Origin of the sequence: Streptomyces aureoversilis (assembly GCF_042657885.1) — a bacterium.
Classification (GTDB): domain Bacteria; phylum Actinomycetota; class Actinomycetes; order Streptomycetales; family Streptomycetaceae; genus Streptomyces; species Streptomyces aureoversilis.
The window spans coordinates 56,021-80,846 of record NZ_JBHSKJ010000021.1 but is presented as its reverse complement, the minus strand read 5'-3'; the positions used below and the strand labels follow the sequence as shown (position 1 = coordinate 80,846).

General features: G+C 73.8%; 12 protein-coding genes and 1 pseudogene. 7 read left to right on the top strand and 6 right to left on the bottom strand.

The genetic code is table 11. The features are described 5' to 3' along the window. Window positions 1–216: 216 nt before the first annotated feature. The 4 genes from ACFPP6_RS29515 to ACFPP6_RS29500 are packed head-to-tail and all read right to left on the bottom strand — an operon-like array spanning window position 217 to window position 5,129. On the bottom strand, window positions 217–1,362 hold the full coding sequence (locus ACFPP6_RS29515; protein ID WP_382048761.1) for an XdhC family protein: 1,146 nt from the start codon (window positions 1,360–1,362) through the stop codon (window positions 217–219). Further along, complete coding sequence (locus tag ACFPP6_RS29510; protein ID WP_382048758.1) at window positions 1,355–3,496, bottom strand: xanthine dehydrogenase family protein molybdopterin-binding subunit; 2,142 nt, start codon at window positions 3,494–3,496, stop codon at window positions 1,355–1,357. Before ACFPP6_RS29510 ends, ACFPP6_RS29515 begins: the two co-directional genes overlap by 8 nt. Further along, on the bottom strand, window positions 3,493–4,488 hold the full coding sequence (locus ACFPP6_RS29505; RefSeq protein ID WP_382048755.1) for an FAD binding domain-containing protein: 996 nt from the start codon (window positions 4,486–4,488) through the stop codon (window positions 3,493–3,495). Before ACFPP6_RS29505 ends, ACFPP6_RS29510 begins: the two co-directional genes overlap by 4 nt. Then, complete coding sequence (locus tag ACFPP6_RS29500) at window positions 4,485–5,129, bottom strand: (2Fe-2S)-binding protein (RefSeq protein WP_382048753.1); 645 nt, start codon at window positions 5,127–5,129, stop codon at window positions 4,485–4,487. Before ACFPP6_RS29500 ends, ACFPP6_RS29505 begins: the two co-directional genes overlap by 4 nt. Window positions 5,130–5,433: 304 nt before the next feature. Between ACFPP6_RS29500 and ACFPP6_RS29495 the strand changes: the two genes are divergently transcribed. Both ACFPP6_RS29495 and ACFPP6_RS29490 read left to right on the top strand, forming a co-directional pair. Beyond that, window positions 5,434–6,012: a TetR/AcrR family transcriptional regulator gene (locus ACFPP6_RS29495; protein ID WP_382048750.1), complete on the top strand. Its 579-nt coding sequence runs from the start codon at window positions 5,434–5,436 to the stop codon at window positions 6,010–6,012. 127 nt (window positions 6,013–6,139) lie between these two features. Continuing rightward, window positions 6,140–6,700, top strand: a complete 561-nt coding sequence (locus ACFPP6_RS29490; protein WP_382048747.1) for an N-acetylmuramoyl-L-alanine amidase — start codon at window positions 6,140–6,142, stop codon at window positions 6,698–6,700. Between the two features lie 117 nt (window positions 6,701–6,817). Here ACFPP6_RS29490 and ACFPP6_RS29485 read toward each other — a convergent pair whose 3' ends face one another. After that, window positions 6,818–7,948 (bottom strand): ABC transporter substrate-binding protein, encoded by a 1,131-nt coding sequence (locus ACFPP6_RS29485; protein ID WP_382048744.1) that lies wholly within the window; start codon window positions 7,946–7,948, stop codon window positions 6,818–6,820. 213 nt (window positions 7,949–8,161) lie between these two features. On the opposite strand from ACFPP6_RS29485, the gene ACFPP6_RS29480 reads away from it, so the two are divergent. Continuing rightward, entirely contained in the window at window positions 8,162–8,737 is a 576-nt protein-coding gene (locus ACFPP6_RS29480; RefSeq protein WP_382048964.1) for a hypothetical protein, read from the top strand. 27 nt (window positions 8,738–8,764) lie between these two features. On the opposite strand, the pseudogene ACFPP6_RS29475 reads toward ACFPP6_RS29480, so the two are convergent. Further along, a pseudogene (locus tag ACFPP6_RS29475) lies at window positions 8,765–8,866 on the bottom strand (serine hydrolase); the annotation flags it as partial. A gap of 284 nt (window positions 8,867–9,150) precedes the next feature. On the opposite strand from ACFPP6_RS29475, the gene ACFPP6_RS29470 reads away from it, so the two are divergent. The 4 genes from ACFPP6_RS29470 (at window position 9,151) to ACFPP6_RS29455 (ending at window position 24,724) form a co-directional block, all read left to right on the top strand. After that, on the top strand, window positions 9,151–10,281 hold the full coding sequence (locus tag ACFPP6_RS29470) for a cytochrome P450 (protein WP_382048741.1): 1,131 nt from the start codon (window positions 9,151–9,153) through the stop codon (window positions 10,279–10,281). 7 nt (window positions 10,282–10,288) lie between these two features. Beyond that, entirely contained in the window at window positions 10,289–11,926 is a 1,638-nt protein-coding gene (locus ACFPP6_RS29465) for a PfaD family polyunsaturated fatty acid/polyketide biosynthesis protein (RefSeq protein ID WP_382048738.1), read from the top strand. A 110-nt stretch (window positions 11,927–12,036) separates the two neighbouring features. Beyond that, the gene (locus tag ACFPP6_RS29460) at window positions 12,037–18,486 is read left to right on the top strand and encodes an SDR family NAD(P)-dependent oxidoreductase (RefSeq protein ID WP_382048735.1); all 6,450 of its coding nucleotides are present in this window, start codon (window positions 12,037–12,039) and stop codon (window positions 18,484–18,486) included. Then, entirely contained in the window at window positions 18,476–24,724 is a 6,249-nt protein-coding gene (locus tag ACFPP6_RS29455; RefSeq protein WP_382048732.1) for a beta-ketoacyl synthase N-terminal-like domain-containing protein, read from the top strand. Before ACFPP6_RS29460 ends, ACFPP6_RS29455 begins: the two co-directional genes overlap by 11 nt. The last annotated feature ends 102 nt before the right edge of the window (window positions 24,725–24,826 follow it).

The window sequence follows — 24,826 nt, the reverse complement described above, 5'->3', positions numbered from 1 at the left end:
GTGACTCCCGCGCCGGCCCGGATGCCGAGGTCGGGCGACCGGGCCCCTCGTGCCCGCGCGGGCGGACCTGTCCAGGAAGACTGATCGGTACGGTGCGCCCCGCGGCACCGGACACGCGGACGCTCACCCGATGGACGCACACGGGTTCCGGGCCGGCACATACGGACCGCTGATGCCCCGCAAGGGGCTGGAGGACAACCGGCGACGCCACGCCCTTCACGCGGCCGCGCCGGCCCTCCGCTCTCCCTCGGCGGCACGGTGAATGGGCGTGCCCGAACCGGTCAGGGGCACCCCCGTCCCGCCCCGCCGGGCCGCCACGATCTCCGCCGCGATCGACAGCGCCGTCTCCTCGGGCGTACGGGCGCCGAGGTCCAGGCCGATCGGCGACCTCAGCCGGGCCAGCTCCCGGTCGGTCACGCCGGCGTCGCGCAGCCGCCGGTAGCGGTCCGCATGGGTGCGGCGCGAGCCCATCGCGCCGACGAACGCGACCGGCATCCGCAGCGCCTCCTTCAACAGCGGTACGTCGACCTTGGCGTCGTGGGTGAGCACGCACAGGACCGTACGGCCGTCGACGGCGGTGCGCCGCAGGTAGCGGTGCGGCCAGTCGACCACGACGTCGTCGGCCCCGGGGAAGCGGGCCCGGGTGGCGAAGACGGGGCGGGCGTCGCACACGGTCACGTGGTAGCCGAGGAACTTGCCCGCGCGCACGAGCGCCGCGGCGAAGTCGACCGCACCGAAGACGATCATGCGGGGCGCCGGCACGCTCGCTTCGACGAGCAGTGTGAGACCACCGGGGCAGTGCGATCCGTCCTCCGAGAGTTCGACCGTGCCGGTGCGGCCGGTGTCCAGCACGGCCCGGGCCTCGGCCGCCGCCGTCCGGTCCAGCTCCGCCCGGCCGCCGAGGGTGCCCTCGTACGCCCCCGAGTCGCGCACGAGCAGGAGCCTGCCGAGGAGTCCGGCCGGTCCCCGGACGACCCGGGCGACCGCCACGGGCCCGCTCCCGGCGGCAGCCGACAGCGCCGATCGGAACGCCGCCCGCCCCGGCGCGCCCGCGGCGACCGGCGTGATCATGACGTCGATGACCCCGCCGCAGGTGAGCCCGGTCGCGAAGGCGTCCTCGTCGCTGTAGCCGAACCGTTCGACGACCGTCTCACCGTCCGCCAGCGCCTGCCGGCACAGCTCGTACACCGCTCCCTCGACGCAGCCTCCCGAGACCGAGCCGATGACCGTGCCCTCACTGTCGACGGCGAGGGCGGCGCCGGGGCCGCGCGGCGCGCTGCCGCTGACGGCCACGACGGTGGCGACGGCGAAGTCCCGGCCCTGCCCGGCCCAGCGGTGCAGCTCCTCGGCGATGTCAAGCATGCGGTTCCCTCGTGCTCGTCCCGCCCAGGATGACGCGGTCCGGCCGGATGGGCAGGCTCCGGTGGCGTACGCCCGTCGCGTGCCAGACCGCGTTGGCGACGGCCGCCGCGGCGCCCACGATGCCGATCTCGCCGATGCCCTGGATGCCGACCGGGTCGTCCGGGTCCGGGGCGGGGTCGTCGATCCAGTCCGCCTCGATGCGCGGCACGTCTGCGTGCGTGGCGACGTGGTATCCCGCGAGGTCGGCGCCGTAGTGGCCGCCGGAGGCGCGGTCCCGGACGGCCTCTTCGTGCAGGGCCATGGAGATGCCCCACGTCATTCCGCCGACGAACTGGTTGCGGGCGGTGAGCGGGTTGACGATCCGGCCCGCCGCGAAGATGCCGAGCATGCGCCGCACCCGTACCTCGCCGGTGCCGGCGTCGACGGCGACCTCGGCGAACTGGGCTCCGAAGGAGTGCCGTTCCTTCGGAGGGAGCGCATCGACGGCCGCGGTGGTGTCCGACCGCACCGTGATTCCTTGCGGCGGGATGCCGGCGCCCGGGGTGAGCCGCTCGCGCAGCTCGGCGGCCGCGGCGGTGATCGCCCACGCCCAGGAGCGGGTGCCCATCGAACCTCCGGCGATCATCGCCGGTCCGAAGTCGCTGTCCCCGATCCGCACCCGGACGCGGTCCGGCCCGGTCTCCAGCGCGTCGGCGGCCACCTGGGTGAGCGCCGTCCGTGCTCCGGTGCCGATGTCCGCCGCGGAGATCCGTACGGTGAAGGTCCCGTCCGCCTCCGCCGTCACGGCCGCCGTGGACGGCCGGGCCATCACCGGGAAGGAGGCCGCCGCCGTGCCGGTGCCGAGCAGCCAGCGGCCTTCACGGCGCACCGCGGGACGAGGGTCGCGGTCCGCCCAGCCGAACCGGCGGGCGCCCTCCCGGAAGCAGGCGAGCAGGTGGCGGCCGCCGAAGGGCAGGCCGGACACGGGACCCCGCTCGGGCTCGTTGCGCACGCGCAGCTCGATCGGGTCGACGCCGCACTTCTCGGCGAGTTCGTCGAGCGCCGCCTCCAGCGCGAACGAGCCCGGCGCCTCGCCCGGTGCGCGCATCCAGCTCGGGGTCGGCACGTCGAGGCGCACCACCCGGTTGGCCGTGTGGTGGGCGTCCGCGTCGTACATCACCCGGGCGGTAGCGGCGCTCGGCTCGACGAATTCGTACACGGTGGAGGTGAGGCTCAGCGAGCGGTGCTCCAGCGCGCGCAGCCGCCCGTCGGCGTCGGCGCCCAGCCTGACCCGCTGTGCCGTGGGGCTGCGGTAGCCGGCGAGCGAGAACATCTGGCGGCGCGTCAGTACGACCCGCACCGGGCGCCGGAGGACGGTCGCGGCCATCACGGCGGCCACCTGGTGCGCGCGGAGCCCCTTGCTGCCGAACCCGCCGCCGACGTGTTCGGACCGCACCCGGACCGAGGCCGGGTCGAGCGAGAACAGGCTCGCGAGCTCGCCCGCGACCCAGGTGGTGCCCTGGTTGGAGTCGACGACTTCGAGCCGGCCGCCCTCCCAGCGCGCCGTGGCCGCATGCGGCTCCATCGGATTGTGGTGCTCTTCGGGGGTGGTGTACTCCGCGTCCACGACGACGGCGGACGCCGCTAGTCCGGCCTCCAGGTCCCCCTTCTCGACGACGGCCGGCAGGTGGCCGTCCAAGGGGTACGCGTCCGGGCGCTCGCCCGGGAACGCGATGTCGTAGCCCTCCTCCTCGTAGTGCACGACGAGCGCTTCGGCGGCCTCCCTGGCCTGCTCGGGCGTCTCGGCGACGACCAGCGCCACGGGCCAGCCCATGTGCGGCACCCGGTCGTGCTGGAACACGGCGCAGGTCGGGTCCGGTGGAACCCCCAGGAGGCCGATGTAGCCGGTGTCGACCCGCGGGGCGTTCCCGTGCTGGAGAACGGTGAGCACCCCCGGCATCGCGAGGACAGCGGCCGTCTCCAGCGAACGGATGCGGCCACGGGCGACGGTGGACAACACCAGCCAGCCATGGGCGAGGCCGGCGAAGGGGACCTCTGCGGCGTAGCGGGCCGCGCCGGTGACCTTGTCGCGGCCTTCCACCCGGGTGTGCGCGGTGCCGACGGCGCCCTTGCGCGCCGTGGGGGCGGTGGTCATCGGGCGGCCTCCTCGGCGAGTTCGGTCAGCACCGCCACCACGAGATTGCGCATCAGCGTCACCTTGTATCCGTTGTGCGGCAGCGGCTCCGCGGCCGCCAGTTCGGCGTCCGCGGCGGCGGCGAACACCTCGCCGCCGGGGTGCGCCCCGATCAGCGCCCGTTCGGCCGCCGCGGCCCGCCACGGCCGGGACGCGACCGCACCGAAGGCCAGGCGCGCATCACGGATCACGCCGTCCCGGACATCGAGCCCGGCGGCGACCGAGCCGATCGCGAACGCGTACGACGCACGCTCGCGCACCTTCCGGTAGCGGGAGCGGGCGGCGGCGGGCGGAGCGGGAGGCAGGGTGACGCCGGTGATCAGCGCTCCCTGCGGCAGGGCGGTCTCCAGGTGCGGCGTGTCGCCCACGGGCAGGTAGAACCCGGTCAGCGGCAACGCGCCCGGGCCGTCGGTCGTCTCGTACGAGACGACGGCGTCGAAAGCCGTCAGCGCCACGGCCATGTCCGAGGGGTGGACCGCCACGCAGTGGCCGGAGGCGCCCAGGATCGCGTGGTTGCGGTGTTCGCCCTCGACGGCGGAGCAGCCGCTTCCGGGGACGCGCTTGTTGCAGGGTCTGGTCACGTCGGCGAAGTAGCCGCAGCGGGTGCGCTGGAGCAGGTTGCCGCCGACCGTGGCCATGTTGCGCAGCTGCCCGGAGGCGCCGGCCAGCACCGCCTGCGCCAGCGCCGGGTAGTGGCGGCGGACGTCGGGGTGCGCGGCGAGGTCGCTGTTGGTGACGGTCGCGCCGATGTGCAGACCTCCGTCCGCAGTCGGCTCGATGCGGCCCAAGGGCAGTTCGCGCACGTCGACGAGGCGGGCGGGGCGCTCGACGCCGGCCTTCATCAGGTCGACGAGGTTGGTGCCGCCGCCGAGGAAGCGGGCGCCGGGATCGGCATCGAGCAGCGCGAGGGCACCGGAGACGTCGAATACGCGCTGGTAGGCGAACTCCTTCACGCGACTGCCCTCTTGGCCGCCGTGGCTGCTGGGCGCTCCGTGGTCGCTGCGTGCTCCGTGGTCGCTGAGCGCTCCCTGGATGCCGAGTGCTCCCTGGTTTCCGTCCGGACCGCGGCCGCGCGGGAGACCGCCTGCACGATCGACACGTAGGCGGCGCAGCGGCAGAGGTTCCCGCTCATACGCTCCCGTATCTCGTCGTCGGTCAGCGGGGGCGGGACCGCTTCGGGCCGTACGTCGTCGGTGACGGCGCTCGGCCAGCCCGCCGCGTGCTCCTCGATCACCGCGACCGCCGAGCAGATCTGCCCCGGCGTGCAGTAGCCGCACTGGTAGCCGTCCAGGTCGAGGAACGCCTGCTGTACGGGGTGCAGTTGGTCGCCTTCGGCGAGGCCTTCGACGGTGGTGATCGCACGTCCTTCGGCCGCCACCGCGAGCTGCAGGCAGGCCACGACCCGGCGTCCGTCGAGCAGGACGGTGCAGGCGCCGCATTGCCCCTGGTCGCAGCCCTTCTTGGTGCCGGTCAGATCGAGACGCTCGCGTAACGCGTCGAGGAGGGTGGTGCGGTGATCGACGGTCAGCGTGTGCTTGTCGCCGTTGATGTCCAAGGTGACGGAGCTGTGCGTGGATGCGGGGGGTGGGGCCATGATCAGCCTTCTTTCGCGTATCCGGAGCACGCCGAGGGGGCGGGCCGGCAGGCAGACGAATCAGGAGCCGGATCAGGAGGTGAAGGGCCGGGCGGGAGATGGCGCGCTGTACGTACGTGGCGACGTGGATCCGGGAACACTGCGGGCGGCGGAGATCGCAAAGCCGGTGCCGCGACGGCCACCAGCAGGCCGTATCCGCCGCTATGGTGAGCACAAGCGGACAACTGTCCGCTCATTTGGAGCGTAGTGGACAGTTGTCCGGTTAACAAGGGCGGGATTCGGGCACGCGCCGCCGGGAGGACGAGTGCAGGAGAACAAGGATGCGGTTCTGCGGTCGGACGCGAGGCGGAACCGCGAGCGCATCCTCGAAGCCGCAGTGGCCGAGCTGACGCGCTGCCCGGACGCCCCGCTGAGTGCGATCGCCAAGAAGGCGGGCGTCGGACAGGGCACGTTCTACCGCAACTTCCCCCACCGCGAGGCACTCGTCCTCGAGATCTACCGCTACGAAATGCAGCAGGTCGCCGAGACCGCGACCCAGTTGCTGGAAACGCGGGAACCGGACCGGGCCCTGCGCGAGTGGATGGACCGCCTCGCCCGGTTCGCCATGACCAAGGCCGGCCTGGCGGACGCGATCCGCATGGCCACCAGCAGGCCCGGCGGACCGGCGAAGCCGGGGCACGCCCCGGTGACCTCCGCGGCCGGCCTCCTGCTCCGCGCCAACGAGCAGGCCGGCACCATCCGCCCGGGCGTTTCCCCGGACGACTTCCTCCTCGCCATCGCCGGCCTCTGGCAGATCGACCCCTGCTCGGACTGGCAGCCGCGCGTCACCCGGCTGCTGGACCTCGTCATGGACGGACTGCGCGCGGGAGCGCCGGGGCGGTAGCCGTGCCCCGACTCCCGGGAGGGAGGCCGGGGCGGGAGTGGGCGCTCGGGCGGGGGAGCCGGCGCGGGCGGGCCTGACTCGGCGTCAAGCGACGGGGCGGCGCGTAGAGTCGGCAACCATGGGCCTCATGGAACGCTATGCCTGCGACCATCTCGTCAGCTGGCACCACCGGCTGCCCGAGCGCCGTCTCGAGACCGTCACCACGGTCGTGCTGCACGCCACCGAGCTGCCCGGCTTCGACGAGGCGCTGCTGGAAGCCGACAAGACGGCACGGGAGAGCGAGACCGGGCGCGGGATGTGCGGGCACCTGTACATCGACCGGGACGGTGCGGTGCACCAACTGGTGCCGTTCGGACGCGTCGCACAACACGTCCGCGGACACAACACTTCGTCCATCGGCATCGAACTGATCAACCGCGGCCGGTACCCCCGCTGGTTCGACGCCGACCACCAGACCCCGACCGAGCCGTTCCCGGCCGCGCAGGTGCAATCACTCCGGGAAGTGCTGAGGGCGCTGCACGGCGAATTCCCCCACCTCACCGACTTGTACCGGCACAGCGATCTCGATACCGCCCTGATCCCGGCGGCGGACCGCCCCGAGGCGAGGGTGCGCCGCCGGATCGACCCCGGGCCGCTCTTCCCCTGGAAAGCCGTGTCGGCTTTCTGGACCGAGCTCGGCCGACCATGAAGTGCCGCCGGTGCCAGGCCCCGATGCGCGCCCTGCCACCCGCCGCCCACTCCAACCTCCAGGGCGGGCCCTCCGCCGGCGGGGGAACCGGGGCCGTCCGCCGAGTTCCTGTTGTGCCTAGCCCTGTGTGCCGTTCTGGTCGACGGGGTACAGGCCGAGCCGGCCTTCGGGGTCGGCCGGGTTGGCGCCCTTGACGTCACCGACGTAGAGGTTGATGAGCGCCTTGTAGCGGTCGAGGGCGGCACGGTCGCTCATGAACGCGCCGAGGCCGAGCGGGTTCATGTTCGGGTAGTCGAAGATGCCCTTGCGGCCTGCCGGGGTGGCGACGTCGGTGCGGGCGCTCCAGCGGTTCTGCTGCCCCTGCTTCGACAGGATCCAGCTCAGGTACAGCTTGGCGGCGGCCTTGTGCGGGGCGTCCTTGAGGATGGCGCCGGTCTGGGGCCACGCGACCCAGGGCGACTTCTCCGGGATGCTCGTCCTCGACAGACCGCTGGAGCTGCCCGAGCTGCCGAAGTTCGCCACGTAGTCGCCGGTGCCGACCAGGCCGGACGCGTCCGCGGTGCCGCGGACGAACTTGGGGTTCTGGGCGAGGAGCTTCTTCAGGTAGTCGGTGCCGTACTTGTCGGTGAGCTGCTTGAAGTAATACAGAACGGCGTCGTCGTCGTTGGGGTAGGTGAAGACGAGCTTGTTCTTGAACTCGGGCTTCAGGAAGTCCTGGGCCTCGACGGGCGCGTTGTCGCCGAGCGTGGTGGCGGTGACGTTGGCGAAGGCGATGAAGAACAGGCCCGTGTAGTAGCCGTCCTTGTCCTTGACCTGGTCGTAGACCTTGTTCCAGCCGACCGGCTTGTACTTCTCGAGCGCGCCCTCCTTCTTCCAGCGCGGGAAGTCGTCGAGGGTCTGCAGGTGGACGACGTCCGCTACGACCTTGTGCTCGGCTATCTGGTTGTCGAGGCGCGCGTCGTGGTTCTTGCTGAAGTCGACGACGGTGTCGACCTTCATCTTGGGGAACTGCTTGACGAACGCGTTCTTGAGGGAGTCGGCCTGGCCGGGCTTGTCGCCGCCGGCGTAGACGACCAGACGGCCGCCCTCGGCAATGGCGTCCTGGTACAGCTTCTGCAGCTGCTCGTCTTCGCTCGCGCTCTTCGGCGCGGAGTGGGCGGCGGGGGTGGCGGCAGCGACGGTGGCTCCGCTCGCGGCGAGGACGCCGAGGGCGACGACTGTGGCCCAGGCCTTTCGGGTGGACTTCACGAGGGCTCCTTCATGGGGGGAGGCGGGAGATCTTGAAAGTTCAATGACTCCCGGGTGCTCACTCTAGGGCTCTCTCGTTGAATGTTCAAGGAGTGGGGTGCGGGTGTGCCGCCGGCGGTGTCGCCGATGACTGTGATCGAGGACGTGGAACGCCTCGGACGCCGGAAACGGAACTCCCCGCCGGGCTTCCCTCGGTGTCCGTAAACTACGGGTATGGCTGCGGGGGGCTGGAACTGGTTCTGGATCGTGTCGTCCATGCTGCTCGGCCAGGCCACGGTCCTGGCCTCGGGGATCTTCAACAACCGCTCCCAGTTCAGGCGTGAGGCGCTGGCCAGGAAGGCTGACCGGCACAAGGTGCTCGCCGAGCGCCGTGAGACGTTCGAGCTGACTCATCTGGTCGAAGTGAACACCCTGCTGCGGAACGCGATGGCCACTCTCCTCGCGTTCAGTTCCGCCCGGCATCTGTACAGGTCGCGCATGCAAGCAGAACCGTCCGAGCCGCCGGAGAGCCTCCGGCAGCCCGTGACGGACGCCTCCGACGCGTCGGACGCCGCTCTCGACGCCTTGCGCTCCCAGGTCGGCTTCATCCTCGCGAACAACGTCCGGGCCCTGGCCGACGCCGCGGAGGAAGCCATCACACGGGCGGCCTCGGCCGTCTCCCTCGACGCACCGGTCGACTTCACCGACGTGAGCAAGAAGGCGAACGCGGCATACGAAGCCCTCGCCGCGCGGGTCCGGGACATCTACGCGACCGCGGATCCGGTGACGCCGGCGCCGGCCGCGTCGTAAGCGGCCAACGGCCTGCCGGACCGGCTCGGCGCACAGCGTCGTCATGGTTTTCGTGATGGACCATACGCTGGTGACGGTGTCGCGCTGCCATGGCCGCGTGCGCGCCTGATCCGCGTGCCCGCCCCACAGGCCGAAGCCACGGCGCGCGCACTCACCTGATCGGGTGAGCTCGATTCCTCCTGCGGGTAGCGGGGAGTGCGTCGGGCAGCCTCTTCCCGGAAGCTTCCCGGGCGGGAGGAGTCGCTGTCGTGGCACCAGGACCTACCCGAGCCGGCCGGACCGATGTCGTGCGGTTGCTCGTTATCGGCGTGCTTCCCACTCTCGTTCAGGGCGCCTGTCTCCGGCGCTCCCTGGGGGTCAGGCTGACGGCCGCACTGGACACCCACGCTTGGGGCTGCCGAATTCTGGACGACTTGCGCGAGCGTCACGGTCCGGGGCCGGTGCTCGTCAACGCCTTCGGCAGAACAGGTCTCATCCTCCTCTCGGCCGACGACGCTCGCCGCATGCTCGCCGAGACCGGCGTGTCGTTCACGACTGCCAACCGCGAGAAGATGGCCGCCCTGTCACATTTCGAGCCGGACGCCGTGCTGGTCACTCCGGGCGCCGCCAAGGCGGAGCGGCGCAGGTTCAACGAGGCCGCAATCGACCATTGCGCGGCCGGGCAGTGGTTCCGCGAAGCCTGCCGGGCAGCCGTCGAGGAGGAGGCGCGGCCACTGCTCGTCGGGGGCCAGCTCACATGGAAGCGGTTCCGCGGCGCTTACCAGCGCATCGTGCGCCGGATCGTCTTCGGTGACGCCGCCCGGGACGACGAGCGCATCACCGAGCTACGGGACAAGCTGCGCAGCGACGGCAATTGGTTCATGCTGCACCGCAAACGCCATCGTCTGCGCAATGAGCTGTTCGCCCGCTGCCGGCGCTACATCGACCTGCCCGAGCCGGGCGGCCTGGCCCGAGCGGTGAGCGCCACCCCGGCCACAGCCGAGATCAAGCCCGTGGCCCAGATGCAGCACTGGTTCTTCGCCTTCGACGCCGCCCCTGTCTCCGACTACCTCACACTCGGTCTCCTGGCCGGCCGCCCGGAGCATTCGGCCAGGGCCCGCACGGACCGTGCGTACCTCAGGGCCTGCGTCCTGGAGGCCCAGCGGCTGTGGCCCACGACCCTGGCCCTCGTGCGCGACACCACTGCCGAGACGCACTGGCCGGGCGGCTGGACCCTTCCGGCGGGCGCGGCGGTGATCGCCTGCACCCCGTTCTTCCACCGGGACGCCCGGCGCCTTCCGTACGCCGACCGGTTCGAACCCGAAGTGTGGCTCGACGGGCGGGCCGAGGCGGACTGGTCGATCGCACCGTTCAGCCGTGGCCCCGCCCAGTGCCTCGGCAAGGAGATCGTCCTCTCCACCAGTGCCCTGCTCCTCACCGAACTGCTCCGCCATGACTGGCGCATCACCTCGCCGAACCGTCTCGGACCCGAGCGCCCCCTCCCTCGCACTGCCGATCACACGTCGCTGCGGTTCGCGGCCGGCGATCGCGCGGCCCGCGGCTGACGCCGTGATGGACTCTGCTCGTCCGGCTGCCTCTCCGGCCCTCACCGCATCCGTCCGGTGGTATCCGGGCGACCGCCCGGCCGCCTTCGCGCCGGCGGAGATCCTGAGCGCGGCGGGCGCCATCAGAGAAGCCGTCCATCTCGTGACCGCCCCCGAGGGACGGGGAATCGGGATCGCCGTAGGGGGTTCCACGAGCCCGGCCCTCCCCGGGCGGCGGGGACTGCCCCTGCTGGGCACCCTGCCACCGCTGTACCCGGAGTGGCTCGGGGACCGCTCCTTCGGCGAGGCGCACGGCGTGCGGTTCCCCTACGTCGCCGGGGAGATGGCGGGCGGCATCGCGACCGTGGCCATGGTCCGCGCCATGGCCCGGGCGGGCATGCTCGGCTTCTTCGGCGCCGCCGGACTGGATCCGGAACGTGTCGAACGGGCGGTTTCCGAGCTGGCCTCCGGGCTCGCGGGGAAACCGAACTGGGGCGTCAACCTCATCCATTCGCCCGGTGAGCCGGTGCTGGAGGACCGGGTCGCCGAGATCGTCCTGCGCCACCGCGTGCCGGCCGTCTCCGCCTCCGCGTTCATGGCGCTCACCCCCGCGGTGGTCAAGGTCGCCGCCCGCGGACTGCGCCGCGGACCCCAGGGGCGGATCCTGCGCGGCACCCGGCTGTTCGCCAAGGTGTCCCGGCCCGAGGTCGCGGGGCCCTTCATGGCACCGGCCCCCGAGCCCCTGGTGCGCGCCCTCGTGGAGCGGGGGGAGCTCACCGCGGACGAGGCCGGGCTGGCCGCCCGGGTGCCCGTCGCGGAGGACGTCACCGTCGAGGCGGACAGCGGTGGGCACACCGACAACCGGCCGCTCACGGTCCTGCTGCCGGCCATGCTCGCCCTGCGGGACGAACTCACGGCCCTGCACGGCTACGACCGCGGCATCAGGATCGGGGCGGCGGGCGGCCTGGGCACCCCCGCCGCGGTGGCCGGCGCCTTCGCCCTCGGCGCGGCGTACGTCCTGACCGGTTCCGTCAACCAGGCCACCCGGGAATCAGGGCTGTCGGAGGACGCGAAGGCGATGCTGGCACAGGCCGACGTCGCCGACGTGACCATGGCACCGGCGGCCGACATGTTCGAGCTCGGGGTGAAGCTCCAGGTGCTGCGCAGGGGAACGCTCTTCGCCGCGCGCGCCACCCGGCTCTACGACCTCTACCGCGACCACGAGAGCTGGGAGGACATCCCGCCCCGGCAGCGGGCCCGGGTCGAACAGGACATCCTCGGGACGTCGTTCGACGCCGTCTGGGCCGAGACGCTGTCCTTCTGGCAGCAGCGGGACCCGTCCCGGCTCCGCAAGGCCGAGCAGGATCCCCGGCACCGGATGGCGCTGGCCTTCCGCTGGTACCTGGGCATGTCGAGCCGCTGGGCGGTGGCGGGGCACACCGAACGCCGTGCGGACTACCAGATCTGGTGCGGCCCGGCCATGGGAGCGTTCAACCGCTGGGCGGCGGACAGCTTCCTCGCCGAGCCCGTCCGGCGCGACGTGGTGCAGATCGCGCTGAACCTCCTCGAGGGCGCGGCCGTCCTCACCCGAGCCCATCAACTGCGCAGTCACGGCGTCGCCGTGCCCGCCGCCGCCTTCGCCTTCCGGCCCCGGCGGCTCGCCTAGCCCCTCCCGGCGCGGCACGGCTCGTCCGGCCGCGCCGGCCACCGCCCGTCCCGTCCCGTTCCACCCCGCCCCGCCCCGCCCCGCCCCGTTCCGCGACACGAGGACACACCATGCCGGATGAGCCGCTCCCGCGCCGCGTACCCGTCGCCGTCGTCGGTCTCGGCGCCCTGCTGCCGGACGCCCGTGACGTCGAACAGGGATGGCGGCTGATCCTCGGCCGCAGGAACCTCATGCAGGACATCCCGCCGACCCGCTGGCTGATCGACGACCACTACCACCCCATCCCCGGCACTCCGCGGAGGCTCTACACGTACCGCGGCGCGTTCCTGCCCACCGTGGACTTCGATCCCATGGCCTACGGCATCCTGCCGCAGAACCTCGCGTCGACGGACACGGCGCAACTCCTCGCCCTGCTGGTCGCCGAGCAGGTCCTGCGGGACGCCGCGGACGGCGGTGTCGCCCGGCCGGACGGCGATCGCGTCGCCGTGGTGCTCGGCTCGGCCGCACTGGCACTCCTCGCGGAGTCCAACGCCCCGACGCAGCGGCCGGTCTGGCTCAAGGCCCTGCGCGAGCACGGCCTGCCGGAGGCGGAGGCGCATGCCGTCTGCGACCGCATCATCGCGCACTACCCCCCACCGACCGAAGCCACCTTTCCCGGTCTGCTCAGCAACGTCGTCGCCGGGCGCATCGCCGCCCGCTTCGACCTGCACGGCACGAACCACACGACCGACGCGGCGTGCGCCGGCTCGTTCGCCGCCTTGTCCACCGCCCTCGACGAACTCTCCCTGGGCCGCGCCGACCTGGTCATCAGCGGAGGCGTCGACGCGACGAACGACATCGGCATGTTCTGCTGCTTCACCACCACCCCGGCGCTCTCCCCGACGCAGGAGTGCCGGCCCTTCGCGGAGGACGCCGACGGGACCATGCTCGGCGAGGCCGTGGTGATGTTCGCGCTCAAACGCCTGGCCGACGCCGAACGCGACGGCGACGGCGTGTACGCGGTCATCCGCGGCCTGGGCAGTTCCTCGGACGGGCGCGGCACGGCCATTTACACGCCCAGGGCGGGGGGACAGGCACTCGCCCTGCGCCGGGCCTACGAGGAAGCGGGCTACGAACCTGCCACCGTGGAACTCGTCGAGGCCCACGGCACCGGCACCAAGGCGGGAGACCAAGCCGAATTCACGGCCCTGAGGGAGGTGTTCGCACCGAGCGGCCGTGCCGGCCGGCAGTGGTGCGCCCTGGGGTCGGTCAAATCGCAGATCGGCCACACCAAGAGCGCGGCGGGGGCGGCCGGCCTGCTCAAGGCCGTCCTCGCCCTGCACCACAAGGTGCTGCCACCGACCATCAACGCCGATCGCCCGCACCCCGGCCTGCGCATGGAGACCAGCCCGTTCTACCTCAACACCCTGACCCGCCCGTGGATCCGGGCCGGGGACACCCCGCGGCGCGCGTCCGTCTCCAGCTTCGGGTTCGGCGGCAGCAACTTCCACGTCACGCTGGAGGAACACCGGGCCCCGACTTCGAATCCGACTTCGAATCCGAATCCGGCTCCGGCTTCAACTCCGGCTCCGTCCCGGACCCCCGCCGGCTCCCGGCCGCGCCTGCGCACCGCGCCGACGGAACTCCTGCTGCTCTGTGCCGACTCCGCCGAAGAGCTGCGCGAGCGGGTGGCGGATCTCCGGCGTGCCGCGCAGGAGGCCGGCGCGCGGCCGGCGCACCGTCTCGCCGACCTGGCCCGTCGCACCCAGGAGGAGTTCCGGCCCGACGCGGCCCGGCGGCTGGCGCTACTGGCCACCGACACGGCCCGGCTCGTCGAGCGGCTCGACCAGGCTGCTGCGGGCCTGGACGCGGGGGAGGCCCTCTCCCGGCCGCTCGCCCTGCACTGGGGGGCTGGACCGCCCGAGCCCGGCCGCCTGGCCTGGCTGTTTCCCGGCCAGGGTGCCCAGTACGTGGGCATGGGGGGCGACTTGGCGGCCCACCATCCCGGGGCACTCGCCGTCTGGGACGCGGTGGGCGGGACGGGCCCTGAGGGAACCGGTTCTGAAGGAACCGGTCCTGAGGGAGCCGACCCTGACGGCGCTGGCCCCGGGGGAGCGGGTTCCGGCGGAGTGCCCCTGCACCGCGTGGTCTTCCCTCCGACCCTGCCGGACGACCGGCGCGCCGCGCAGCAGGAGCTGCTCACGGCCACCGAGTGGGCGCAGCCCGCCCTGGCCGCGCACAGCCTGGCCCTGCTCGCCGTGCTGGAGGAGTTCGGCCTCCGCCCGGACGCGGTCGCGGGTCACAGTCTCGGCGAACTCGTCGCCCTGCATGCGGCGGGTGTGTACGACGGGGATACGCTCATGCGCCTGTCCCGCGTCCGGGGCGAGGCGATGCGCGACGCCGGGGCCGCGACCCCGGGAGCGATGCTGGTGGTTCTCGCCGACCCCTCCGAGGTCAGGGACGCGCTGACGCAGTCCGGGGCGGAGGAGGTGTGGATCGCCAACCACAACGGCCCCCGGCAGACGGTCGTTTCGGGCACGCCCGAGGCGATCGCGAGGGTGGCGGCGCGGATGAAGGCCGCCGGCACCGTCACCGTGCCGCTGGTCACCTCCGCCGCCTTCCACAGCCCGCTCGTCGCTGCCGCCCGGGCCCCCTTCGCCGCGGCCCTTGCGGCCGCCACGCTCTCACCCCCGGGCCCGGAGGTCTTCTCCAACACCGACGCCGCGCCCTACCCTTCCGCCGCCGAGGAGATCCGCGCCCGCCTGACGGGCCACCTGACCGAACCCGTGCGCTTCACGGAACAGATCGAAGCCATGTACCGGGCCGGGGTGAGGACCTTCGTCGAGGCCGGACCGGGCACGACCCTCACGGCGCTCGTGGACCGGATCCTCGGGGACAGGCCCCACCTGGCCGTACCCCTCGAGCGGCGCGGGACGCACGGCGTGACCGCCTTCCAGGACGCGCTGGCCCGGTTCTCCGTCCACGGGATTCCTCTGGACTTCGCGCCCTACTGGCAGCACTACGTCCCGCCCCGCCCCGCCGGCCAGGAACGCGCACCCAGGATGACCGTAAAGATCGACGGTGGTAACTACGGACGGCGCTACCCGCCGCAGGATGCGGCCCGGGGAGCCACGGAACGGCAGAAGACGGCGGACGAACCCGCCCCCGGATCCGCGCAGCCCACCGGGCCCGGCACGGTCCTCCCACCGGCACCTTTCGCACCGCCGGTGCCGCCGCCCTCGGCGGCATCGCCCGCTGTCCCCGCACCGCCTGCCGAGCCCGGGGCGGCGCCCGTGCTGCCCGGCGTCTTCGCCCTGCCCGAGCCGCCTGCGCTGCCCGGCGTCCCGGCTCCGGCCGTGACGCAGCACGGGCCCGAGCCGGTTCCGGCGGCGTTCCCCGTACCACCGGCTGCATCCCCGTCCGCGTCCCCGCCCCCGCCCCCGCCGGCCGGCGAGGACGACGCCCGGATCGCCCTGATCGAGGATGCCCAGCGCCAGACCGCGGACGCCCACGCCGTCTTCCTGCGCTCCATGAGCGAGGCGCATCAGGCATTCCTGCGGATGTCCGAGACGTCCTTCGCGGCGCTGGTGGGAACAGCGCCCGGTGAGTCCGCGGCCCCGCCCCCGGAGGGGTCCACCGGCATGCCCGGTATGCCCGGCGGGCCCGAGGCGTCCCCTGTCCCGCCCCCGGCCGCCCGGCCGGACAGCACGTCAGCCCCCCTGTCCGCCGCCCCGGTCCTCGCGTCGTCCCCTGCCGTGCCGCAGACCGTCGAAGCCGCCACCCTGCCCACCCCGGCGGAGTTCGACCCCGCGCGGCTCGAACAGGAACTGCTGGCCGTGGTGGCCGAGCGGACGGGGTACCCGCTCGAGATGCTCGACCTGGACATGGAACTGGAGTCGGAGCTGGGCATCGACTCCATCAAACGCGTCGAGATCCTCTCGGTGCTGCGGCAACGGATGGGGGAGCTGCCCGAAATGCAGGGCGACCCGACGGAGCTGGTGTCCCTGCGGACGCTCCGGCAGGTCGTCGGCAAGATCCGGGAGGTGACCGGCGGCACGGCAGCGGTTGCGGGCGCACCGGAGCTCGGGCCCGGTCCCGCCGAGGCGCCGGCGCTTCCTCCCGGTCCTTCCGGCCCCGCTACGGCGCCGGAGCCGGCCCGGGCCCCGGCCCTCGTGGGGCGCTATGCGCTGCGCACCGTCCCCGCCCCGCCCACCGGGCTGGCGGTGCCCGGCCTGGGGAAGCACGTCCTGCACGTGGTCGACGGGGGCTCCGGTCTCGCCGCCCTCGTGGCCGGGCGCCTGGCCGGGCGGGGAGTTCCCGCCGAGCCCGTCCCGGAGCCGCTGCCGGAGAGCCGGGCGGTGCTGCTGCTGGGCGGCCTGGCCGAGGACCTGACGGTCGACGCCATGGTGGAGGTCCAGCGGGACGCCTTCCGGGCGGCGCGCACGGTGGCGCCGCGGTTCGCCGAGGAGGGCGGCGTGTTCGTCACCGTGCAGGACACCGGCGGGGACTTCGGAGCGGGGGGTGCGCAGGGCGAGCGGGCCTGGCTGGGCGGCCTCGCGGGACTCGTGCGGACGCTCGCCGGGGAGTGGCCGCAGGCCGTGGTCAAGGCCGTCGACTGCGCGCGATCGGGGCGTTCGCCCGGGGCGGTGGCCGACGCGGTCGTCGGGGAACTGCTCCACGGAGGGCCGTTGCTGGAAGTGGGCCTCCCTGCGGACGGGAGCCGTGTGACGGGAGTGGCCGTTCCCGCCCCGCCGGGAGCGGAGGACGGCGGCCCGGGCCCCGACGACGTCATCGTCGTCACCGGTGGCGCCCGCGGGGTGACCGCCGCCGCGGTGACGGCTCTCGCCCGGTCCAGGCGGCCGCGGCTGGCCCTGCTGGGCCGCACCGAACCGGCCGACGAGCCCCCGGGGCTGCCGCCGGGAAAGGACGAACCCGCCCTCGTACGGGCTCTCGCCGCGCAGCGGCCGGGCGCCGCCCCGGCCGGTCTCGCTCAGGAGGCCCGCCGTATCCTCGCCGTCCGTGAGATCCGGGCGACCCTCTCCGCGATCGAGGAAGCGGGCGCGCCCGTGCGTTACATCCCGGCCGACACCCGCGACCCCGAGGCGGTGCGAACCGCTTTGCACGCGGTGCGCACCGCATGGGGACCGGTGACCGGCATCGTCCACGGCGCCGGAGTGCTGGCGGACAAGCGGATCGCGGACAAGACCGACCGGCAGTTCGACGACGTCTTCGGTACCAAGGTCTCGGGGCTGCGCGTCCTCCTGGACGCGACGGCCGACGACCCCCTGCGCACCCTCTGCCTGTTCTCCTCCGTTGCGGGCTGCTTCGGCAACCCGGGACAGAGCGACTACGCGATGGCCAACGAGACCCTCCACCAGGTGGCGGCCGGCGAGGCGGCCGCCCGCCCCGGCTGCCGGGTGCGAGCCCTGGCCTGGGGGCCCTGGCAGGGCGGCATGGTCACCCCCGCACTGGCGGACCACTTCACGGCCGCCGGAGTGCCTCTCCTCGACCCCCCGGCCGGAGCACAGGCGTTCGTCGAGGAACTGACCCGCCCGGGAGAGGACGACCGGGTGCTCCTCGTGGCCGTGCCCGCCGGAGCCCGGGCGCAGAGGGAACTCCCCGCCGTCCTGCCACCGCCCGGAATGCGGCGTCTTCAGGCCGCCGGCGCGCGCGTGACCCCGGCCACTCACCCGTACCTGGCCCACCACGTCATCCGGGGCAGGGCGGTCCTGCCCCTGGCGCAGTCCCTGGAGTGGATCCTTGCGGCGGCCCGCGCCTGGAACCCTGCCGCCGCCGCCCTGACGCTGCGCGACATCCGCGTCCTGCTGCCGGCCTACTGGGAGGCGACGGACACCCAGGGCAAGGAGTTCACCCTCCACGGCACGAACGGGACCTCGGATCCCGGCTCGCTGACCGTGGAACTGCGCGGCGCCGGGGGGCGCGTGCATTGCAGGGCGCTCGCCGCGGCCGACGACGGTCCGGCAGGAGCGGTCCCGCCCGTACCGGCGGAGACGGAGGTCCCCGCCCTGCCGCCCTGGGAACGTGGGGAGATCTACGACGGCGACGTGCTCTTCCACGGCCCGCTGCTGCACGCGCTGACGAGCGTCGAAGGGATGGGACCGGCCGGCGCCCGGGGGACCCTCGCCGGCTCGGCCGCTCTGGGCTGGCCCGGCGACACGTGGCAGACCGACCTGGCCGCCCTCGACGGCGCCTTGCAACTCGCCGTGCTCTGGGCGCCGGAAGTCCTCGGAGAGGCCGCGCTCCCGATGTCCGTGGGCACCTTCCGCCTTCACCACCGCGCCCGCGCACAGGGCCCGGTCACGTGCACCCTCCAGGCGGTCCGCGCCGAGGACAACGCGGCCTGGTGTCACCTGCGCCTGGCCGGCGAGGACGGCACTCCGTTCGCCGACCTGTTCGACGTCGGGCTGATCCGGCGACCGGACAGGCTCCCGGGCCCCCGACCCGACGGTCCCCTGACGCCCGATAACTCCCCGAAGGCCGAGGGCCCTCCGACGCCCGACGGCTCCCCGACGCCCGAAGGCTCCCCGAGCGAGGAAGGACGGGACACCGGTGGCCTTTGAACCCATCGCCGTCGTGGGGCGCGGATGCGTGCTGCCGGACGCGCACAGCCCGGAGGAGTTCTGGCAGAACGTCCTCGGCCGCCGGGTCAGCCTCGGCCCGGCTCCGCAGGACCGCTGGGGGCTGCCGTCCGGCGCCCGGCCGGCCTCCTCCGACGGCACAGGCCGTGCCGACCAGGGCGTCGGCGGATTCGTCCGCGGCTTCGAAGACGTCTTCGATCCCGCTGCGTACGCTCTCGGCCGCGCCGAGGCCAGGAGCCTCGACCCGCTCTTCCAATGGGTCCTGCACGCCGGGCAGCGGGCCCTTGCCGAAGCCGGGCACCCGGCCGCCGTGCCGTCCCGCGCCGGCCTCGTACTCGGCAACCTGTCGTACCCCTCCACAGCAGCCGCCCGGCACACCGAGCACGTATGGCTCGCGCAGCAGGAACCCCCGGTGCGGGACGCCCTGCTGGCGTCGCTGCCGCCCCGGCCCCATGCCTTCAACCGCTTCTCCTCCGGCCTCCCGGCCCTGCTCGCGGCCCGCGCACTGGGGCTGGAGGCCGGTGCGTACGCCCTGGACGCCGCCTGCGCCACATCGCTGTACGCGGTCAAACTCGCCTGCGACCGGCTGCAGGACGGGGCGGCGGACCTGATGGTGGCGGGCGCCGTGAGCCGTTGCGACCCGCTGCTCATCCAGGGCGGTTTCACGGTCATGGGCGTGCGCAGCCCGACGGGGCGGAGCCGGCCGTTCCACCGGGAGGCCGACGGCCTGGTGCCGGCCGAGGGCGCCGTCATGTTCGCCCTCATGCGGTTGAGCGACGCCCTGGCCCAGGACCGGCAGGTGCTCGCCGTGATCCGGGGCGTGGGGCTCGGCAACGACGGACGCGCCTCCGGACTGGTCGCCCCCGATGCCGCGGGCCAGGAGCGCGCGATGCGAGCGGCCTACGCGTCGGCCGGAGTGCCCCCCGAGTCCGTGGGGCTGCTGGAGTGCCACGCCACCGGGACGACCGTGGGCGACGCCGTCGAGGTCCGGTCGGCGGGGCGGGTCTTCGCCGCTCACCGCGGGCTGCCGGCCGGATCCGTGAAGGCCAACGTGGGCCATCTGCTGACCGCCGCGGGCGGGGCGTCGCTGCTCAAGGCGATCGCCGCACTGAGGGCCGGGGTCCTGCCGGCGTGCCCGCACGACGGCACCCCCACGACGCTGGAGGGGCAGCCGATCCGGTTCCTCACGGAACACGAGGCCTGGTCCGGGCCCCGCCGGGCGGCGGTGAGCGCGTTCGGCTTCGGCGGCTCCAACGCCCACCTCGTTCTCGACGCCGGGGACACGCACGACACACCCTTGCCCCTTCCCGCCTCCGCGCCCCGGCCGGACGGCGTTCCCCTGGCGGTCGTCGCGCTCGCCGCCCGGGTGGGGCGCGACGGCGGCACCGAGGACCTCGCCGTCGCGCTGTGCACGGGGCGGCCCGACCGGGAGCCGCGCGAGAGCGTCGACATCGCTCTGCAGGGCCTGCGGTTCCCTCCCGTGGACCTGCGGGAGGCCCTGCCGCAGCAACTGCTGGTCCTCGACGCCGCGCGGGAGGCCGCCCGCGGCGTGTCCCTTCCGTCGCCGCGCACGGCCGTCGTCGTCGGGGCGGGCGTCGACCCGCAGGTGGGCCGGCACGTCGCCCGCCGCCGGATCGAGGACCTCTGGCAGTGTGCCGGGCTGCCCCTGCCTCCCGGTGCGCCGGCCGGGCTCCAGGACGCGTTCACCCCTCCGGGCACCGCCGCCGGAGCTCTGGGCGCCATGATGAACATCGTCGCCAACCGCATCAACAGCCAGCTCGACCTGACGGGGCCCGGCCTCACCGTCTCGGCCGAGGAGGACTCCGGGACCACCGCCCTCGCCCTGGCCGCCCGCTTCCTGAGGGCGGACGAGGCGGACGCCGCGATCGTCGGAGCGGTCGACCTCGCCCACGACCCCGTCCACCGCGCGGCCCTGCGCGACCTCGGCGTGGACCGGGAACCGGGGGACGCCGCAGTCGTCCTCGTCCTCAAACGGCTGCCGGACGCCGAGCGGGCCGGGGAACCGGTCCTGGCGGTCCTGGACGACGAGCCCGACGGCGCGCCCGACCTGCGGGTGAGCACCGTCCCCCTGGACGGCACGGAGGATTGCTGCGACAACTCCGCGCTGTTCGGCACGCCGCACGCCGCCGCCGGCCTGCTCGCCGTCGCGACCGCCGTCACCGCCCTGCGCTACGGATCCCGACCCCGGCCGGGCCGGTTCGCCGAAAGCGGCACGCCGTTGCGTACGGCCGAGGCCGTCGTCCCGGTCCTGGAGGGCCCGCAACGGCGGGTGCGGCTACGTGCCGCGCTCACGGCTGCCGGGCCCGCCCGGCGCCACGGACAGGTCGCCTTCGTGTACACGAACGGTTCCGCCGCCTACCCCCGTATGGGCCGGGAACTGACCCTCGCCCTGCCGGAACTCGCCGAGGCCGTCCGGCACCGCTGCGACACCGGGGACGTCCCCTGGCCGCCCACGGACTTCGCCGGCACGGGCGCCCTCGGCAGGATCTGGGCCACCACCCGGCTCGCCGCCCTGCACACACTGATCACCCGGTACGTGCTCGGCCTGCGGCCCGACGCGGCCATCGGCTACTCCTCGGGCGAGACCTCCGCGCTGATCGCCCTGGAAGCATGGCCGGACGCCGCCGCCCTGGCCGAGGACGCCCGGCGCGGTGACCTGCTCACCCGCGACGTCACGGGCGAGTACCGGGCGGTCCGCCGCGCCTGGCAGGCCCGCGGCATCACCGGAAGCCGCTGGCGGAACTACCTGCTCACCGCCCCGCCCGAAGAGGTCCGGGAGGCCGTCGCCGCCGAGCCGGCCGTGCACCTGATGGCGATCAACGCTCCCGGCGTCTGCGTCATCGGAGGCGAGGAGACCGCCTGTGCCGCCCTGGTGCGGGACCGCTTCGCCCACCGAGCGGTCCGGCTCGACTACGACATCGCCGCCCACGCCCCCGAACTGGAAGCGGTCCGCGACGCCTGGCACCGGCTGCACCGCCGCCGCACCGTGCCCGTCCCGGGCGTCCGCTTCTACCGGGGCGACACCGCCGAACCGTACGCCCCGACCGAGGAGAGCGCCGCCGACGCCCTCACGGCGCAGGCCACCACGACGGTGGACTTCCCGGCGGTGATCGAGCGGGCCTACGCCGACGGCGTCCGCGTCTTCGTCGAGCACGGCCCCCTCTCCCTGTGCACCGACTGGATCGGCCGCATCCTGCACGGCCGCGAGCACCTGGCAGTCGCACTCGACGAACCCGGCGGCCGGGCCCTGCACCGGCTGCACCGGTCCGTGGAGCGCCTGGAGGCCGCGGGACTGTGCGACCCGGCACCCCTGCTGCGCCTGCTCGGCCCGAGGGGCACCGGCACCGACGAGCCGGGCACCGAGCGCCCCCGGGCGGCGGCGCACCGGATGCTGCGCCTACCGGCCCATCCCCCCGCCGTCAGGCTGCCCGCACCGGACGCGGCCGTCACCGTCATGCGGCCGGCACCGGACCTGCCCCCGGTGTCGTCCGAGGCCCCCGAAGGCGGGCAGCGGTCCGTGGTCCCGCCCCCGTCAGCGGCCGTTCCGTCCGAGGCTTCCGGCACCGCGGCCGTCGCACGGCACCGGACCCGCGTCACCGACCTGCACCGGCAATACCTGACGGATCAGGCCGCCCTGCACCAGCGGTTCCTGCAGGGGCAGCAGCTGATGACGGGCCGGCGGCAGGCGAAGGACGCCCTGCCACGGGGGTCGGCTCCGCCGGTGGCTGCGGGCCCGCAGCCGGCCCCCGCTCCGCCGCCGCAGCCGGCTCCGCCCCGGCAACCGGTCCTGCCCGGGCCCAAGTTCGACCGCGCCCAGCTGGAACGCCTGGCGGACGGCCCGGTCTCCGAACTCTTCGGCCCGCTGTTCGCCGCCCAGGACGGCTACCGGCGCCAGACCCGGCTGCCCGGGCCGCCCCTGCTGCTGGTCGACCGCGTCACGGGCATCGACGCGGTACCGGCCTCCATGGGAACGGGCACCATCTGGACCGAAACCGACCTCAGGCCGGGCTCCTGGTTCCTCGACCACACCGGCCGCATCCCCGGCGGCCTCCTGGTCGAGGCCGGCCAGGCCGACCTGCTCCTCATCAGCTGGCTCGGCGTCGACCTGCTCAACCGGGGCGAGCGCGTCTACCGGCTCCTCGGCTGCGAGGCCGTCTACCACGGCACCGCACCGGGACCGGGACAGACCCTGCGGTACGAGATCCACGTCGACGGCCACGCGCAACACCAGGGCACGCGGCTCTTCTTCTTCCACTCCGACTGCTTCGCCGACGGCGAGCACGTCCTCAGCATCCGCAACGGCCAAGCCGGATTCTTCACCGACGCCGAACTGGCCGCGGCAGAGGGCATCCGGTGGACCCCGGGCACGGCCCCGCCCCCGGACCTGCCGTTCGAACCGGTCACCCCGCCGCCCACCGCCGACCGCTTCGACGCCGAGGCCGTACGGGCCTTCGCCGACGGCAGGCCCTACGACTGCTTCGGACCCGCATGGCACACCACCCGTGCCCACCTCCGCACGCCCCGCATCGACGGCGGGCGGCTCCTGCTCATCGACGAGATCACCGCGTTCGAACCGGCCGGAGGCCCGCTCGGGCGCGGTTATCTGCGCGCCGAGCTGCAACTGCGCCCCGACGGCTGGTACTTCGAAGGGCACTTCAAGAACGACCCCGTCCTCCCCGGCACCCTGATGAGCCACGGCGCCCAGCAGGCGATGGCCTTCTACCTGGCCGCGCTCGGGCTGACGACCGACCGGGACGGGGCCCGGTTCGAGGCGGTACCCGGCGTCACGGCCGTGTCCCGCTGCCGCAGCCAGGCGACCCCGGCGAGCCGGCGCGTGGTCTACGAGATCCACGTCGGCGGCCTGAGCACCGGCCGGGAACCCGTGCTGTACGCGGAGGCCATGGTCAGCGTGGACGGCGTCAACGCCTTCCACGGCCGGAACCTGGCGCTGCGCCTGGTGCGGGACGCCCCGCTGGACCACTGGCGGGAGCTGGGACCGCACCGCGAGCAGACCACCGGCGCCTGCCTCGAACCCCGGCTGCTGGGCGGCCTCGTCGGCCACCGCGAACGCCGTCCTGCCGCCACCGAGAACGGCTTCGCCTTCGACTATCCGTCGCTGCTCGCCTGCGCCTGGGGGCGCCCCAGCCAGTCCTTCGGGCCGTGGGCCGCCGTCATGGACCGGGCGGCCACGGTGATCCGCCTGCCCGGACCGCCCTACCACTTCATGAGCCGGATCGTGTCCCTGGAAGCGGCGCCGGGGGACCCGCGGCCGGGCAGCGCGATCGTCGCCGAGTACGACGTGCCGTCGGACGTCTGGTACTTCGAACAGAACGGCAGCGCCGTGATGCCCTGGGCGGTGCTGATGGAAGTCGCGCTGCAGCCCTGCGGCTGGCTCGCCGTCCGCACTGCCGACGCCTCCATCGCCACGGGCCCCCGGCTCGTCTTCCGCAACCTCGACGGCACCGCCCGTCTGCACGAGCAGGTGCGCCCGGGTACACGGACCCTGCGCACCCGGGCAGAGCTGTCCGGCGCCATCCGGCACGGGGACACCACGATCGTCTCCTTCACCGTCGACTGCACGGCCGACGGCGCGCCCCTGCTGACCGCGACCTCGTCGTTCGGCTTCTTCCCGCAGACCGCCCTGGACCGGCAGGTCGGCATTCCCGCCGACGCCGGCGAGCGCACGCAGTGGGACATGCCCTACGACCTGAGCGCCGACCTCACAGGGCGACGTCCGGCCGGGGGCGCGCGGCTTCCCGGCCCCATGCTGCGGATGCTGGACCGGGTCACCGGGCACCGGCCGGACGGCGGCCCGGCGGGCCTGGGCCGGCTGCGTGCGGAGAAGGCGGTGGACGCCGGCGCATGGTTCTTCAAGGCGCACTTCTTCATGGACCCGGTCCAGCCCGGCTCCCTGGGCGTGGAGGCGATGGCCCAACTGCTGCAGTTCCACCTGCTGAGGACCGCCCCGGCGGCAGCGATCGCCGACGGCACCCTCGAACCCCTGACGGACAGGGAGTTCACGTGGCGGTACCGAGGCCAGGTCGTACCCACCGACGGACTGATCACCGTCGGCGTCGACGTCGTCGAGGAGGGTGAGGACGAACGGGGGCGCCACGCCTCGGCCGACGGCTGGCTCTGGGTGGGCGATCGCCGCATCTACCGGGTGCGGGGGCTGGGGATGAGGCTGGGCCGCGCGTGAAGTACGCAGGCCCTGCCGGCTCGGCCGCACTGTTGGAGCGCAGGTGGCCGAACGCGCCTTCGCGGCCTCCCTTGCGCCCCATCTCCCGAGCAATCTTATGCA